The 13,487-nt window shown below is 68.3% G+C and carries 19 protein-coding genes; 10 read left to right on the top strand and 9 right to left on the bottom strand.

What is annotated here, in order from left to right:
• The first annotated feature begins 106 nt into the window (after positions 1-106).
• Positions 107-430: a hypothetical protein gene (locus CBR61_RS17215; RefSeq protein WP_088913419.1), complete on the top strand. Its 324-nt coding sequence runs from the start codon at positions 107-109 to the stop codon at positions 428-430.
• Between the two features lie 85 nt (positions 431-515).
• Positions 516-677 (top strand): hypothetical protein, encoded by a 162-nt coding sequence (locus CBR61_RS16745; protein WP_157696506.1) that lies wholly within the window; start codon positions 516-518, stop codon positions 675-677.
• Here the strand turns inward: CBR61_RS16745 and CBR61_RS05285 are convergent, their stop codons facing one another.
• The gene (locus tag CBR61_RS05285; RefSeq protein WP_088913418.1) at positions 678-1,994 is read right to left on the bottom strand and encodes a dipeptidase; all 1,317 of its coding nucleotides are present in this window, start codon (positions 1,992-1,994) and stop codon (positions 678-680) included.
• Between the two features lie 51 nt (positions 1,995-2,045).
• Here CBR61_RS05285 and CBR61_RS05280 point away from each other — a divergent pair, with 51 nt between their 5' ends.
• Genes CBR61_RS05280 through CBR61_RS05270 form a run of 3 tightly spaced genes read left to right on the top strand, consistent with a single transcriptional unit; the run spans position 2,046 to position 3,111 of the window.
• A complete protein-coding gene (locus tag CBR61_RS05280; RefSeq protein ID WP_088913417.1) occupies positions 2,046-2,486 on the top strand; it encodes a cupin domain-containing protein in 441 nt (146 codons plus the stop codon).
• Positions 2,483-2,881 carry a DoxX family protein gene (locus tag CBR61_RS05275; RefSeq protein ID WP_088913416.1) on the top strand — a complete coding sequence of 133 codons (399 nt, stop codon included), beginning with the start codon at positions 2,483-2,485 and terminating at the stop codon, positions 2,879-2,881. The genes CBR61_RS05280 and CBR61_RS05275 overlap by 4 nt, the downstream gene beginning before the upstream one ends.
• Positions 2,878-3,111 (top strand): DUF3253 domain-containing protein, encoded by a 234-nt coding sequence (locus tag CBR61_RS05270; RefSeq protein WP_088913415.1) that lies wholly within the window; start codon positions 2,878-2,880, stop codon positions 3,109-3,111. Before CBR61_RS05275 ends, CBR61_RS05270 begins: the two co-directional genes overlap by 4 nt.
• Before the next feature lie 40 nt (positions 3,112-3,151).
• On the opposite strand, the gene CBR61_RS05265 is transcribed toward CBR61_RS05270, so the two are convergent.
• Positions 3,152-3,403 (bottom strand): SWIB/MDM2 domain-containing protein, encoded by a 252-nt coding sequence (locus CBR61_RS05265; RefSeq protein ID WP_088913414.1) that lies wholly within the window; start codon positions 3,401-3,403, stop codon positions 3,152-3,154.
• Between the two features lie 31 nt (positions 3,404-3,434).
• The gene (locus CBR61_RS05260) at positions 3,435-4,025 is read right to left on the bottom strand and encodes a YbhB/YbcL family Raf kinase inhibitor-like protein (RefSeq protein ID WP_088913413.1); all 591 of its coding nucleotides are present in this window, start codon (positions 4,023-4,025) and stop codon (positions 3,435-3,437) included.
• Between the two features lie 241 nt (positions 4,026-4,266).
• Between CBR61_RS05260 and CBR61_RS05255 the strand changes: the two genes are divergently transcribed.
• A complete protein-coding gene (locus CBR61_RS05255; protein ID WP_088913412.1) occupies positions 4,267-5,736 on the top strand; it encodes a S41 family peptidase in 1,470 nt (489 codons plus the stop codon).
• Here the strand turns inward: CBR61_RS05255 and CBR61_RS05250 are convergent.
• Together CBR61_RS05250 and CBR61_RS05245 are read right to left on the bottom strand one after the other, a co-directional pair.
• Positions 5,733-6,140: a GFA family protein gene (locus CBR61_RS05250; protein ID WP_088913411.1), complete on the bottom strand. Its 408-nt coding sequence runs from the start codon at positions 6,138-6,140 to the stop codon at positions 5,733-5,735. The two genes, CBR61_RS05255 and CBR61_RS05250, sit on opposite strands and share 4 nt — an antisense overlap.
• A gap of 29 nt (positions 6,141-6,169) precedes the next feature.
• Positions 6,170-6,604 carry a COG3650 family protein gene (locus CBR61_RS05245; protein ID WP_088913410.1) on the bottom strand — a complete coding sequence of 145 codons (435 nt, stop codon included), beginning with the start codon at positions 6,602-6,604 and terminating at the stop codon, positions 6,170-6,172.
• 63 nt (positions 6,605-6,667) lie between these two features.
• On the opposite strand from CBR61_RS05245, the gene CBR61_RS05240 reads away from it, so the two are divergent.
• Together CBR61_RS05240 and CBR61_RS05235 are read left to right on the top strand one after the other, a co-directional pair.
• The gene (locus tag CBR61_RS05240; protein ID WP_088913409.1) at positions 6,668-7,924 is read left to right on the top strand and encodes an FAD-binding domain-containing protein; all 1,257 of its coding nucleotides are present in this window, start codon (positions 6,668-6,670) and stop codon (positions 7,922-7,924) included.
• A 74-nt stretch (positions 7,925-7,998) separates the two neighbouring features.
• Positions 7,999-9,225, top strand: coding sequence for a hypothetical protein (locus tag CBR61_RS05235; protein ID WP_088913408.1), 1,227 nt, complete (start codon positions 7,999-8,001; stop codon positions 9,223-9,225).
• Positions 9,226-9,253: 28 nt separating this feature from the next.
• Here CBR61_RS05235 and CBR61_RS05230 read toward each other — a convergent pair whose 3' ends face one another.
• The 3 genes from CBR61_RS05230 to CBR61_RS05220 form a co-directional block, all read right to left on the bottom strand.
• Entirely contained in the window at positions 9,254-9,607 is a 354-nt protein-coding gene (locus tag CBR61_RS05230) for an HPF/RaiA family ribosome-associated protein (protein WP_233996870.1), read from the bottom strand.
• A gap of 92 nt (positions 9,608-9,699) precedes the next feature.
• A complete protein-coding gene (locus tag CBR61_RS05225; RefSeq protein ID WP_088913407.1) occupies positions 9,700-9,912 on the bottom strand; it encodes a hypothetical protein in 213 nt (70 codons plus the stop codon).
• An 88-nt stretch (positions 9,913-10,000) separates the two neighbouring features.
• A complete protein-coding gene (locus CBR61_RS05220; protein WP_088913406.1) occupies positions 10,001-10,213 on the bottom strand; it encodes a cold-shock protein in 213 nt (70 codons plus the stop codon).
• A 264-nt stretch (positions 10,214-10,477) separates the two neighbouring features.
• Between CBR61_RS05220 and CBR61_RS05215 the strand changes: the two genes are divergently transcribed.
• Positions 10,478-11,233 (top strand): GGDEF domain-containing protein, encoded by a 756-nt coding sequence (locus tag CBR61_RS05215; protein WP_088913405.1) that lies wholly within the window; start codon positions 10,478-10,480, stop codon positions 11,231-11,233.
• Between the two features lie 27 nt (positions 11,234-11,260).
• On the opposite strand, the gene CBR61_RS05210 is transcribed toward CBR61_RS05215, so the two are convergent.
• On the bottom strand, positions 11,261-11,935 hold the full coding sequence (locus CBR61_RS05210; RefSeq protein WP_088913404.1) for a hypothetical protein: 675 nt from the start codon (positions 11,933-11,935) through the stop codon (positions 11,261-11,263).
• Positions 11,936-12,392: 457 nt separating this feature from the next.
• On the opposite strand from CBR61_RS05210, the gene CBR61_RS05205 reads away from it, so the two are divergent.
• Positions 12,393-13,256: a DUF3800 domain-containing protein gene (locus CBR61_RS05205; protein WP_088913403.1), complete on the top strand. Its 864-nt coding sequence runs from the start codon at positions 12,393-12,395 to the stop codon at positions 13,254-13,256.
• Positions 13,257-13,487 lie beyond the last annotated feature (231 nt).

Below are 13,487 nucleotides of genomic sequence, written 5' to 3'. Positions count from 1 at the left end.
CAGCCGGATCGTTCCGGCGCGTTTGCACCCCGCCCTGTCCCTCGCCGGTGAACTCCGGCGCGCGCGCGCGCGTAGTGCCCTGCCCTTACCCGAGCAGGAGACGCCCATGCCCCGACCAGACCGCCGCGCAACCCGCATCGACGAGACCGATGCCAAGGGCGGCAGTAACGAGGGCGTCGTGCGCTGGGTGCTGCTGATCAGCCTCACCCTCGCGATCGTCGCGCTGACCGTCATCTGGGTGACCGGCGCGCTGACCGAGGGTCCGGTGGAAAGCGAAGGCACCAGCACCGGCCGCATCGAGGCCGCGCGCGAACAGGCGCAGGGCGAGGAAGACCTCGCCGAGCAGGCCGATCTCATCGCCCCCGGGACCACCGAGCCCGCCGAAACCCCCGCCGCCACTCCGACCGGCACGGGACCGGGCACCGACTGACGGGGAACCATTCCGCTCCTCCTGCTTTGATTGACGTTACGGAACATGTTTCCGTAACGTAAGGCAATAACAGGGGAGAGCGAGAATGGCAGATCCGAGGGAATCGATCCGCATCAACGACGAAGCCGCACGCGGGGCGGTGAGCAACACCGGCCTGCGCTACGTGCTGGGCTTCAGCCTCGGCTTCGCGGTCATCGCGATGAGCCTCGTCTGGATCATCCCCGCGCTCGCCCGCGCGGCGCACTGATCACGGCGCAGCGGCGGGCGCGCCGATCAGCGTCTCTATCGGCGGCTCGCCTGCCGCGCGCGCGGCATGGGCCTCGGCAGCGCGCATGACGCGCAGGATGTTGCGGCTTGCAATCATCTCCAGCTCGGCCTGCGAATAGCCGCGACGCGCGAGCTCGGTGAACAGCGCGGGGTAGCCGCGCACGTCCTCCATGCCGACAGGGCCGGTCGGCATCCCGTCGTAATCGCCGCCGATGCCGATATGCTCGACGCCCGCCACCTTGCGTATGTGGTCGATGTGGTCGGCGACATCCTTGATGCTGGCCTTGGGCTCAGGATTGGCGGCGACCCACGCCTCCACCGCCTTGGCCGCCGCCGCGGGATTGCCGAGGTGCTCGACCCGAGCCGCCGCGATGACGCCCGCGCGCCGGGCGTCCCACAGGCGCACCTTCTCGTTGATGAAGCGCGGCAGGGCGACCACCATCACCACGCCCCCGTTCTCGGGCAGGCGCTTCAGCACAGAATCGGGCACGTTGCGCGGGTGGCCGGTCACGCCCCGTGCGCCGGAATGGCTGAAGATCACCGGCACCCGCGCCACGTCGAGCGCGTCCATCATCGTCGCCTCGCTGACATGGCTGAGATCGACCAGCATCCCCAGCCGGTTCATCTCGCGCACCACGTCCTTGCCGAAATCGGTCAGCCCGTCGTGCTTCGGCGCATCGGTCGCCGAATCCGCCCAGGGGATGTTGGAATTGTGGGTGAGCGTCATGTAGCGCGCGCCCATCGCGTGGAACTGGCGCAGAACGCCGAGGTTGGAGCCGATCGAATAGCCGCCCTCCATCCCCAGCAAGGAGGCGATCCGGCCCTCGCGCATCGCGCGCTCCACCTCGTCGGCGGTCAGCGCATAGCGCAGGGCATCGGGATAGCGCGCGATCAGGCGCTTGGTGACGTCGATCTGCTCGATCGTCTCCTGCACCGCCTTGGCCTCGTCGGCATTGTGGGGAACGTAGACCGACCAGAACTGCGCCCCCACCTTGCCTTCGCGCAGGCGGTTGAGATCGGTGTGCATGGGGCTGCCCGCCGCGCCCTCGGCGTGTTCGTGCTCGTCGAGCGTGTCGGTGAAGTCGAAATCGTTGATCTGGTTGTTCTCGCGCGAGCGCAGCTGCCCCGGGGCGTCGTTGTGCCCGTCGAACACCGGCGCCGCCTCGAGCGCGGCGCGCGCGGTGGCGGCGGCCTGTTCCTCGCTCACCGGCTGGGCCGCCGCAGGCCCGGCGAGCAGCAGCGCCGCGGCAAGAGCAGCCAGCGAGGGCATGGGACGGACGATCGCGGAGAGTTGCATGGGGGAGGCTCCCGAAGCTAGAGCGCGCGAGGACGCGGGCAAGGAACGACGATGGATAGCGCGGCACGGCTGATCGAACAATTGGGCCTCGCCGCCCATCCCGAGGGCGGATGGTATCGCGAGACCTGGCGGGGCGAGGCCGGGCCGGACGGACGCGCAGCGGGCACCGCCATCGTCTTCCTGCTGCGCGCCGGAGACGCTTCGCACTGGCACAGGGTCGATGCCGCCGAGCTGTGGATATGGCAGGCGGGCGATCCGGTCGAGCTCCGGCTTGCGGCGGGCGATGAAGGCCCGGCGCGCTCGGTGATCCTCGGCAGCGATGTCGCGGCGGGGCAGCAGTTGCAGGGGCTCGTCGCGCCGCACGAATGGCAGGCAGCCCGCCCCCACGGCGAGGCGCGGCACGGCTTCAGCCTCGTTTCCTGCGTGGTGGTGCCGGGGTTCGACTTCGCCGGCTTCACCCTCGCCGCGCCGGGGTGGGAACCAAGCGCGTGACCAGGGAGGTGCTGCGCTGGGTGCTCGCGATCTTCTACCTGCTGGCCGGCATCGTCCACCTCGCGCGGCCCGCGCCGTTCCTTACGATCATGCCCGCATGGGTGCCTGCGCCGGAGGCGGTGGTGCTGTGGACCGGCGTGGCCGAGATCGCGGGCGCGATCGGGCTGGTGCAGCCCTTCTCGAAGAAGCTGCGGCAGGCGGCGGCGTGGGGCCTTGCGCTCTACGCCCTGTGCGTGTGGCCCGCCAACATCAACCACTTCGCGCTCGACATGGCGAAGCCGGACGGCGGGCTCGGCCTTGCCTATCACGTGCCGCGGATGTTCGCGCAGCCGGCGATCATCTGGCTCGCGCTGTGGGTGGGCGAGTGCCTGCCGCTGCGCCGCAAAACCGCATGACGCCCGAGCAGGCGATCCTCGCCCTCCTCGCCGAACGCTCGGCAGGCGCGACGATCTGCCCGAGCGAGGCCGCCCAAAGGCTCGCAGGGCCCGGGGGCGACTGGCGGGCGGAGATGGATGCGGTCCATGCCGCCGCCGATGCGTTGGTGGAGGCAGGCACCGTCATCCTGTCGTGGAAGGGCGCCGGAATGCAAAAGCGGCGCGGACCCTACCGGATCGCGCGCCGCTGATGTGCGAAGGCTGAAGGCCGCCGTCCGGCGACCGCCAAACTTACTTGAGGTGCTTCGAGACCGCAGCGGTCATCTTGAACATCGAGATCTGGTCCTTGCCGATCACCGCGCCGAGCTTGGCATCGGGATTGATCTGGCGCTTGTCGGTCTTGTCCTGCAGGCCGTTGGCCTTGATGTATTCCCACACCTTCGAGGTCACTTCGGCGCGGGTCATCGGACCCTTGCCGATCACGGCCTCGAGATCACCCGAAAGGGTGACCGGCTTCTGCAGTGCGTTGGTCGTTCCAGCCATCTTCTACTCCCTTATGTCAGTGGCAGGTTGATCAGAAATCATCGTCTTCGAAGGCCCCATCCTCGTCCTCGCCGCCGCCGGTGACCGTGGCGTGGAGGACCGCGCAGGCCGTGACCGACCCTTGCAGCGATGCGAGCAGTTCCGCTCTCCCCGCGCCGGGCATCAGCACCAGCGGCAGTTCGGTCGCGAACAGTTGGAACAGGTAGTGGCGCGTCTCGCCCTCGGGCGGGGCGGGTAGCAGCCATTCGGAATTGCCGGCGGCGTTCTTGCCGGTGCGCGGCGGGGTCTCGCCCTCGAGCAGCTTGCCGCGCTGCGCGGCAAGGCCCCAGACGAGCCAGTGGCAGGCGGGATCCGCGGCGGGGTTCGAGGCATCCTCAACCACCAGCACCAGTTCCGCCGAGCCCGGAGGCGGCGCGCTCCATTCGAGCGGCGGAGCGACGGCATCCTCCTCGGCCGCGGTGAAGCTCGGATCGAGCTCCTCCCCGCCGCGGAACGCCGGGCTGGTCAGCGCGAAACCGCCGCGCCCGAGCGCCTGCGCCGACCCCAGCTTCGCCACGGCGAGACCGGGATGACGCGCGGACGCGGGCACCGATGGTGCGAGCCAGGCGGGGAAATCAGTCATGATTCTGTCGCTTCATCGCCCTCGTGCTAGTCCCTTCGGATGCGCGATACGAGACTTGGCAATACGGTTTTTGGCGGTTTCTGAGGAAAACCCTGCAAATGCAGGCAAAATGGCCACGCTTTTCAGCCAATTCGGCAGCGGTCCGCCGCAGGCACCTTGCTCTCGGGCCGGTCCCGATGCATCCCTGCCGCAAGAGGCCACCCCCCTGCCGGCCTCGTTCCCTGCCGGAGTTGCCCGCGTCGTGACCTTCGCCCGCACCGCTCTCAGCCTTGTTCTGGCCCTGCAACTGGCCGCCTGCGGTGGCGGCGATTCCTCCGCGCCGCCGGTCGCCGTCGGGGGCGGGGGAACGCCCGCGCCCACCCCGCCGCCCTCGGGCTGCTCGCTGCGCGCCCAGCAGGATTTCGCCGACGGCGTGCTCAACGAATGGTACCTGTTCCCCGATCTGCTCGCGAACGCCAACCCGGCCTCGTTCAACAATCTCGACGACTATCTCGACGCCCGCGTCGCCCCCGCCCGCGCCGCCAACCGCGACCGCTTCTTCACCTTCGCGACCTCGATCGCGCAGGAGAACGCGCTGATCAATTCCGGCTCCTCGGCGGGCTTCGGCATCCGCCTGTCCTACGACGATGCCAATCGCCGCCTGTTCGTGGTCGAGGCCTATGAGGGCGCGAGCGGCCTTGCCGCGGGGCTCGACCGCGGGGCGGAGATCACCGCGATCGGCACCACCGCCGCGAACCTCCAGACCGTCTCCAGCCTGTTCGCCAGCGGCGGCTCCCAGGCGGTCGCCAACGCGCTCGGGCCCTCGGACCCGGGGGTCACCCGCGTGCTGCGCTTCGTCCAGCCGGGCGGCGCGATCGTCGAGCGGTCGATCACCAAGACCACCTTCGCGCTCGATCCGGTCTCCGACCGTTACGGCGCGCTGGTCCTCAGCGATGGCGCGCGGCGGATCGGCTACATCAACCTGCGCACCTTCGTGGTGGCCGATGCCGCGAACCAGTTGCGCGCGGCCTTCGGCCAGTTCGCATCGCAGGGCGTGCGCGAGCTGATCATCGACCTGCGCTACAACGGTGGCGGGCTCGTCGATGTCGCCGACACCTTCGGCGATCTGATGGGATCGGGCCGCGTCGGGCAGGTGTGGAGCCGCGAGGTGCTGCGCCCCTCCAAGGCCTCGCAGAACACCACCCGGCTGTTCCGCACCGAGGCCAACGCCATCGCCCCGACCCGCGTGGCGGTGATCACCACCGGATCGAGCGCCTCGGCGAGCGAGCTCGTTACCAATTCGCTGATCCCCTATCTCGGCAACAATCTCGCGCTGGTCGGGGCCAACTCCTTCGGCAAGCCGGTCGGCCAGTTCGGCTTCGACCTTGCCGCCTGCGACCTGCGCGTACGCGCGGTCGCCTTCCAGACGGTCAATGCCAACAATCAGGGCGACTATTTCACCGGCCTCGCCAGCGTGGTGCCCAACACCTGCCGTGCCGGCGACGATCTCGCCCGCCCGCTCGGCGATCCGCGCGAGGCCTCGATCGCGGCGGCGCTCGATTTCCTCGCCGGACGCGCCTGCACCCCGATCACCGGCGGCGCCGCGGGCGACGTGGCAGGCGGCATCGACCAGGGCCAGAACGCGCGCCAGGGCATCGACCTGCCCGACCGCCTGCCGCTCCAGCCGCGCCGGCCCGAGCCCGCCCAGCACGAGCTGCCGGGGCTGTTCTAGAGCCCCTCGGGAACGGTTTCGAAGGCGGGGAGATCGCCGAGGTCGACCCAGTCCTGCTTGCTCTTGGCATAGCAGTGGAAGGCGGGCTTCAGGATGCTCGTGTCATCGAGCGTCCCGGCCTTGATGAACATCATCCCCGGCGGGCTGTCGACCCGGGTGAAGACCGGCGATCCGCAGGTGCCGCAGAACTGCCGCCGCACAGTCGCGCCGCTGTCGCCGGTGTCGTTGTAGGTGATGAGCACGCCCTCGAACGCCACCGCGTCCTCGGGCACGCCGATGATCACCGACAGCGCGCTGCCCGCCTGGCGCTGGCAGTTCTTGCAGTGGCAGGTGACGCACAGCAGCGGATCGCTTTCGCAGGTGTAGCGCACCTTGCCGCACAGGCAGCCTCCGGTGATGGTCATGGCCTCGTCTCTCCCCCTTCTCGCGCCGCTCAGGGCGCCGGATCGCCGGTGAACGGCTGTGCGGTGGTATAGCCGCAGCCCTGCAATGTCGTGCCCTCCAAAGCGATAGTGGCGACGAAGGGGAAGCGCCGGTCGCTCATGCCGTCGCTGCATTCGCCCGGGGTGAGCGTGGCGGCGAGGGGCTTGCCATCGAGCGTGCCGGAGAAGCCCATGCCGCCGTTGCCGGCAAAGCGGGTCACGGCAAAGCGGGTGCCGGGCTGGTTTTCGGGCGTCGTCCAGAGCCCCTCGCCCCCTTCGACCTTGAGCGCCCAGAAGGGCTCGGTGCCGACGAGGGTGACGACCTCCTCCGGGCCGACCGCATCGAAGGTCTTGCCCTCCGGGTCTATCCCGTCGGTGGGGGCGGCCGGGGTGCAGGCGGCAGCTGCGATCAGCAGCGCGGCGAGCGGCAGGTGGCGGGGTTGCATGGCGTCTCTCCTAGGTTGCAGGAATAGGCCGGAACCAGCCCCGCGCCAAGGCATTGGGCGCGCATGGACTTCACACCCACCCGCGCGCGCGGCCAGACGCGCCTCGCCGAATTCCTCCCTGCCGCCGGCCGCCGCTATGCCGAGACCCGCAACGCCGACGACGGCCCGGGCGATGGCTCCGGGCGCGGCAATGTCAGCCAGCTTTCGCCCTGGCTCCACGCCGGTCTGCTCGGCGAGACCGAGGTGCTGGAGGCGGTGCTCGGCCAGCACAGCCCGCGCGTGGCCGAGAAGTTCGTCGCCGAGGTGTTCTGGCGGATCTACTTCAAGGGCTATCTCGAACAGCGCCCCGCGATCTGGGACGATTACCGCCGCGATCTCGATGGGGCACGCGCGGCGCTGGCGCGCAGCGCGGGCCTGCGCAAGGCCTACGAGGAAGCGACCGAGGGGCGCACCGGGATCGAGGCCTTCGATGTCTGGGCGAGGGAGCTGGTCGCCACCGGCTACCTCCACAACCACGCGCGGATGTGGTTCGCTAGCATCTGGATCTTCACCCTCAAACTCGACTGGCGGCTCGGCGCGGACTTCTTTCTGCGGCACCTGATGGATGCCGATGCGGCGTCGAACACGCTGTCGTGGCGCTGGGTCGCGGGGCTGCACACGAAGGGCAAGCACTACCTCGCTCGCGCGAACAACATCGCGCGCTACACCGCAGGCAGGCCCGAGGGGGCGCTGGCCGCGCCGCGTCTTGCGGGGGACGAGGCCGAACCGCTCGAAGAGGCGCAGGAATATCCGCGCCGGAAGCTCGATCTGCCCCGTCCCGTCACCGCAGCCGACTTCGCCGAGCCCTTCGCGCTGCTGCTGCATGACGAGGCCGCGCATCACGCCCCCCTCGCCCTGCCGGTCGCACCGGCGCTGGTGATCGGCGCCGCCCGGCCTGATGCGCGCTCGCCGGGCCCCGTCGGCGAGCACGCGCGGCCCTTCGCTGAAGGCGCGGTCGCCTCCGGCATGACCGAGGCGGCTGCGGCTTTCGGCTGCCCGGCGGTGGAATGGCGCGCAGGCGAACCGCTCGCGCCGCTGCTGGCGGAGGCGGGGGTGGACCGGATCGCCCTCCCCTATCTCCCCGTGGGCTGGACCGGCGACGCGCTGCGGCCCGAACTCGCCCCGCTCGCCGCGCAAGGCCGCATCCTTGCCCTGCTCCCCGATCTCGACCGCGCCACCTGGCCGCTCGCCAAGGCGGGGTTCTTCGGGGTCGCCAAGGCGATCGAGGGGCTGCTTGCGGAATGCGGGATCGCGGGCACGGAGGCGGACCCGGCGGGGTGATCTCAACCCGGAATTAACCCTGCCGGTGCTACGGCGAGGTGCCGTAATCCACGCCCCCGGGGGTCCGCCGCGCCATGCTCTATCCCAACCGCCTTCAGGCCTGTCTGCTGTTCGACCGGCCCATCGCCGAGCTCGAGGCGATCATGCGCGACTTCACCCGGATCGAGCAGATGCGCTCCGGCACGCAGTTCAACGTCCCCGAGGCCAACCCGGGCCGCTTCTACCGGCTGTTCGGGGGCGCCGAGGAGCTGATGGTGACGCTCGAGTACCTGAGCCATCCCGCCGCGCCCGAGGTGTTCCGCCCCGCCCTGTCCTCGCCCTTCACCGGCATCGTCACGCCCGACATCCGCGAACGCATCGCCCGCAGCGGCAGCCACATCCTGCTCGAGGTTTCGCACGGGGTGTTCGGCGGGGTCGAGGAAAACCCCGAGATCGCGGCCATGTTCGCGTCCATCGGCCGCGCCCCCTCGGGCGCGACCCAGGCACAGTTCGAGCGGCGGCTGCAGCTGCTCGCGCTGCTCTCGCGCATCGCCGTCGAGCACGCCATGCCGCTGGCGGTGCACTGGACCCAGTCCGACCTGCTGGTCGCGGGCGAGCTGTTCGACGGCCTTGCCGCGTCCAACGAGGCACCCGGGCCGCTCCACATCCACCCCTTCCTGTTCGGCCCGCGTGCCGGCCCGGGGGAGGAGGCGCGGGTCGGCATCCAGACCTTCGGCGCGCGCCACTGGCTCGGGCGCGAGGTGATCGTGAGGCCCCACATCCTGCCCTGGGCCGCCAACTACGAGACGATCTTCGCCTTCCTCAGGGTCGCGACCATGCCGGGGGGCTATGTCATCCCCGATGGCGACACCTTCGGCCCGGAGGACCGCAGCCAGTCCTACCGCGTGCTGCACCACGATGCCGGTGCGGACATGGGCGACGGCGAGACCGCTCCCGCCGAGGTGCCGGTCTATGAACTGGTACCGCTCAAGCATCTCGACCACGGCTTCGTCGCGCCCGAGCACGTGCCCGACGCCAACGTCTTCGACGACCGCGCCTTCCCGGCGGCGGTCATGCCGGACGACGAGGAAGCCAAGATGGCACTCGCCAACGAGTGGAGCGAGAAGCGCAAGCTGGCCGAGGGGATCGGCGGGCGCTTCGAGGTGCGCAAGGCGGGTGAACCCGCCGCGCAGCCCGAACCGCCCCAGCCTCCCGCCCCGCCGCCCGAACGCGTGGTCGCCCCGAGCCCCAGCCGGCCCGGATTGCCGAGCCTCAGCGGCCGGGGCCTCAGGGCCAAGGTGTTCGGGCGCAAGGAGGGCTAGGCCCCCGCGCGCGCCGCGCCGGATCCGCTCAGATCTGCTTGTCGGGCGAGGGATCGCGGCTGTGCCGTTCGGCCTTGCCGAACCACCGCTCGAGCCGCTCTGCCATCGTATTGGCGGCAATCCGCGCCGCCGCATCGACATCCGCCGCCTTGCCGGTCACGCCGATGGGGCGCGAGCCGCGCGGGCGGGCCTCGATGGTGCAATGCTTGTCGTCGGCACCGTGCTTGCGCCCGTTGACGTCCGAGACGTGAACCTCGAGCCGCGTCAGGCGATCGGAGAAACGCTCCAGCCGCTGGCGCACCTGCGCCTCGATCCGCTGCGCCACTTCCTCTGTCCCCATCACCGAGCTATCGGTGTTGAACTGGAACTGCATGGTGCTCATGGGCATCTTCTCCTCTGGCTTGAGTATCCTGTTGCCCAAGGGAGAATATGGATGATGTGCCCGCGGCTTTCCAGTGCAATCGGGCGAGCCGTTCAGCGCGACGGGTCCTCCGCCGCGCGGCGCTCGGCGCGGGCGAGTTCGGCCTTTTCGCGTTCCACGATGGTCTTGCGGGCATGCTCGGCGAGGCCGCGCCAGGTCTTCTCGGACCTGAGCTCGCGCTCGCGCACGTTCTCGAGGGTCGCCTTCTCGGCGAGGGCGGCGGCTTCGTCGGCGCGCTCGCGGTAGAATTCGTAAGTCTGGGCCATCGGGGGTATCCTGCCATGGGAGGGGGTAGGCGGGAGTCGGTCATGGGGGGCAGGCCGCGCCATCGCGGGCCTGCCCCCGGTATTCGGATCAGGCGGCCGAAAGGTTGACGGCGCTTTCCTTGCCGTTGCGTCCGCGTTCCAGATCGTAGTTCAGGCGCTGGTCCTTATCGAGGCTGTGCATCCCTGCGGCCTGCACGGCGGTGATGTGGACGAAGCTGTCCGACGAGCCGTCGTCGGGTTGGATGAAGCCGTAGCCCTTGTCGGTGTTGAAGAACTTCACGGTTCCGGTCTTGCTGCTCATGGGTGTTCCTTTCAAGAACAGTCGGTTGCCCCCCGGCGACATGCCGGAGGGTCGTGCGTCAGGCCGTCCGATGAAAGGAAGTCGTCGTCTGGTTAACGCCGGGGCCCTGGGGCAAGCGGCGGAGCGCAAAGTCGGAAGTCCGTCGCAAATTTCGACGTCAGCGGGACCCCTTTAGCACGCTTTGGCCCCACGACCTAATCGCATCGCTCCACGCAGGGCCGCGTTAAGACTTGGGGCACCGCTTTGCTGTATCCTGCACGGCGGATGGAACCGCTTGCCGCCCCCCGCGCCGCCCCCGGCGCCCCGCCTGCCCTGCGCCGCCGCCTGTGGCGCACGGGGGCGCTGGTCGTGGGCGCCTCGGTGTTCGCCTCGGCCGCCTTCGCCCACCTCTCCTTCACCCAGTTCGGCACCATCGACTATGCCGGCACGATGACCGCCGCGGTGCTGATCCCGCTCGTCGTCGCCAGCCTCGCCTTCGCCTGGATCGCCGACCTCACCCTGCGCCTCGAGGCCTCGCGCGCGGAGCTCGAGCGGCTCGCCCATTCCGACCCGCTCACCGGCCTCGCCAACCGCCGCGCCGCCCTCGCCCGGCTCGCCGCCTGGGCCGAGGCCTCCGCCGCCGAGCCGCTCGCGCTCGCCATCGCCGATCTCGACTTCTTCAAGCGCGTCAACGACCGGCTCGGGCACGACGGAGGAGACGCCAGCCTCGTCCACTTCGCCGCGATGCTGCGCCGCATGATCCCGGCCGACTGGCTGGTGGCCCGGATCGGCGGCGAGGAGTTCCTGATCGCCGCCCGCACCGCCGACTTCGCCGCCTTCGCCGCGCGGATCGAGGGCCTGCGCGTCGCGGTCGCCGACACCCCGCTGATCACGCCCGCCGGCCCCCACCGCGTGACCGCCAGCTTCGGCCTCGCCGCGCGCCGCGGGGGCGAGGCGACCGACCGCCTGATCACCCGCGCCGACACCGCCCTCTACGCCGCCAAGCAGGCAGGGCGGAACCGCATCGAACGGGCGGCGTAACCGGACAAAGCGGACATCCTGTCCGCTTCACTCCCCCCATCCATTCTCTTGTAATACCTTCATTAATTCATCGTCGCTGAGAGCGGACGGACAGGGGAACGCCCCCTTTTCCGGGATGCTGGAGAACCGTGCGCGCAGCACCTCGTGCTCGCCCGCATCCTCGGGAGCGAGCGCCCCGGTGACCACCGGCTCGCCCGCTTCCACCTTGGCAAGCAGCGCCTCGAAGTCGCGCGCATGGCGCTCGGCCAGCGGAGCCAGCCGCCCGAACAGCGGATTGCCGCCCGCGGTGAACCGCTGGAGCAAGGCCACCGTCAGCCGCTCGTCGAAGCGGCGGTAGGAGCCGACCTGTTCGCCCTGGAAGAACACCGGCACCTCGACCCCGTTGAGCGCCCGTTCGAGCGCGGTGTGGGCGAGCACATCATAGGAATGATGGAACGCCACCTCCCACGCGAGATCGAAAGGCTTGCCCTTGAGCCGCGAGCGGAGCCGATAGGCCGACTGCCGCGACTTGCCGACCGACTTGGCGGCCTCGGAGACGGAATGCGTCGCCGAGAGCGCGCGGAGGAAGGCGGCTTGCAGGTCGAGCGGCCAGCTGTCGTGGCGGGTTGGTTTGGGGGTGGTGTCGGCGGGAGTGTCCGGAACGGCGCAGAGCTTGGCGCGGGTTGCGGTCCGGGGCGAATTGCGAGACTGGGCGCGGGTCATCGGGGGAGGATGACTCGGGGTGGGGGGTGTAGGAAAGGGGCCTTAGCGGCGCGGACTGTCCTTGCCGCGAGGGTAGCTCGCAGCCTCCTGGCTAGCGTGATTGCGCCCAGAATTCTGGTTGTTTAGACCGTCCTCGCGGCGATCCTGACGCATGTCCTTGTGGTGGTTGGTCATGGCGATCTCTCCTCATCTGGGTGGGGGAGAATTTGCGACGAACCGAGCGCAGGCTCGCTTCCGTGGGAGGGTAACCGGAGGTTTACCAGGCCTTTGAATTAGCAGCCAGAAACTGGAACGAGCTTGCCAGTGTCAGCTCTACTTCTGACCTCAAGCTCGGGACCGAATGGCTTGCCAAGCTCCTCGCTCTCAAATGCCTAGTCGCTGTATCAGGCATCTCGACCGGAAATGTCGTTGGACTTGCTGGATTGACCAGCACATCATTTGATGATTTGCTGCCTAAGTGTCCTCAAGTCCCAAAGAATACGGCTACGTAGCTTATATCGATGAGGCGGGCGATCCCGGCCTAAAGCGTGTGCGACCGATGGACGAGAATGGCGCAAGCGAGTGGCTAGTGGTTAGCGCCGTAGTGATGAAGTCGATCCGCGAGCCACACGTGGTCGATTGGGTTCAATCCATAATCTCTGATCTCGGTATCAGACAACGCCAAGACCTTCACTACCGAACGCTCTCACCCAAGCGAAAACTTTCAGCAGGCACTCAAATTGCAGGCTTGCCAGTGCGCGGGTTTGCGATTTGCTCGAATAAGAAGAATATGAGGGGATACTACAATCCGCGGGCAGCTAAGATCTCTTCTCAGCAGTGGTTCTACAATTGGTGCACTCGGCTGTTGCTGGAACGCGTCACTGCTTTTTGTGAAGCGCGCACAATAGCCGATTATGGAGAAAGGAAGTCGATAAAGCTCGAGTTCTCAGAACGCGGCGGCCATCGATACAGCCAAACAGCAGCCTATCAGTGGTACCTTCGCCACCAACAGCAAGGCGGACAACTTTTTCTGACGAAACGCGAGCCAGTTACTGCACTGCTAAACTGGGACTTGATGGAGGCTTTTCCTCACGAGCAGAGGGCTGGCCTCCAGTTGGCCGATTTTGTTGCAAGCGCATTCTACCAAGCAATCGATTGTTTAGGCCCCGGCGTTTGGGACATGGGACCAGCCCAAGCGCTTCGACCGATTATGGCGAAGGAGCACGGGACCCAACGTGATTTTGGAGTGGCGCTATTTCCCACGCCCCCATCGAAGGCAAAACTCACGCCCGAGCAGCGTCGAATATTCGAACATTACGGCTACGAATTCGTAAGGTGGTAGGCCCCCGGCACCCGAACCTTACATGCTGTTAGGCCACCATCCGTTGGGCAACCGTCATGCAAGGGGCAATCTGTCCGTGTCCTCAAATTGCAGGGCTTATCCGGCGTTGCCTACCATCCTGAAGGTCGCATAAAGCTATCTGCATGTCAAGGAATCTTCTTAAGAATCCATATGCTTAAACGTTAAGTCTTTGTGCGGAATCGAATTTCTCATCACGCTAGCGTTGACGGG

The organism is Porphyrobacter sp. CACIAM 03H1 (assembly GCF_002215495.1).
In the GTDB taxonomy this organism is placed as follows: domain Bacteria; phylum Pseudomonadota; class Alphaproteobacteria; order Sphingomonadales; family Sphingomonadaceae; genus Erythrobacter.
The sequence above is the reverse complement of the archived record's forward strand: the minus strand, read 5'-3'. Positions and strand labels throughout refer to the sequence as shown.

Bases quoted from the DNA above. Each gene is read 5' to 3' on its own strand.
- CBR61_RS17215 (WP_088913419.1), top strand. From the start codon at position 107: ATGCCCCGACCAGACCGCCGCGCAACCCGCATCGACGAGACCGATGCC.
- CBR61_RS16745 (WP_157696506.1), top strand. From the start codon at position 516: ATGGCAGATCCGAGGGAATCGATCCGCATCAACGACGAAGCCGCACGC.
- CBR61_RS05285 (WP_088913418.1), bottom strand. From the start codon at position 1,994: ATGCAACTCTCCGCGATCGTCCGTCCCATGCCCTCGCTGGCTGCTCTT.
- CBR61_RS05280 (WP_088913417.1), top strand. From the start codon at position 2,046: ATGGATAGCGCGGCACGGCTGATCGAACAATTGGGCCTCGCCGCCCAT.
- CBR61_RS05270 (WP_088913415.1), top strand. From the start codon at position 2,878: ATGACGCCCGAGCAGGCGATCCTCGCCCTCCTCGCCGAACGCTCGGCA.
- CBR61_RS05265 (WP_088913414.1), bottom strand. From the start codon at position 3,403: ATGGCTGGAACGACCAACGCACTGCAGAAGCCGGTCACCCTTTCGGGT.
- CBR61_RS05260 (WP_088913413.1), bottom strand. From the start codon at position 4,025: ATGACTGATTTCCCCGCCTGGCTCGCACCATCGGTGCCCGCGTCCGCG.
- CBR61_RS05250 (WP_088913411.1), bottom strand. From the start codon at position 6,140: ATGACCATCACCGGAGGCTGCCTGTGCGGCAAGGTGCGCTACACCTGC.
- CBR61_RS05245 (WP_088913410.1), bottom strand. From the start codon at position 6,604: ATGCAACCCCGCCACCTGCCGCTCGCCGCGCTGCTGATCGCAGCTGCC.
- CBR61_RS05240 (WP_088913409.1), top strand. From the start codon at position 6,668: ATGGACTTCACACCCACCCGCGCGCGCGGCCAGACGCGCCTCGCCGAA.
- CBR61_RS05235 (WP_088913408.1), top strand. From the start codon at position 7,999: ATGCTCTATCCCAACCGCCTTCAGGCCTGTCTGCTGTTCGACCGGCCC.
- CBR61_RS05230 (WP_233996870.1), bottom strand. From the start codon at position 9,607: ATGAGCACCATGCAGTTCCAGTTCAACACCGATAGCTCGGTGATGGGG.
- CBR61_RS05225 (WP_088913407.1), bottom strand. From the start codon at position 9,912: ATGGCCCAGACTTACGAATTCTACCGCGAGCGCGCCGACGAAGCCGCC.
- CBR61_RS05220 (WP_088913406.1), bottom strand. From the start codon at position 10,213: ATGAGCAGCAAGACCGGAACCGTGAAGTTCTTCAACACCGACAAGGGC.
- CBR61_RS05215 (WP_088913405.1), top strand. From the start codon at position 10,478: ATGGAACCGCTTGCCGCCCCCCGCGCCGCCCCCGGCGCCCCGCCTGCC.
- CBR61_RS05210 (WP_088913404.1), bottom strand. From the start codon at position 11,935: ATGACCCGCGCCCAGTCTCGCAATTCGCCCCGGACCGCAACCCGCGCC.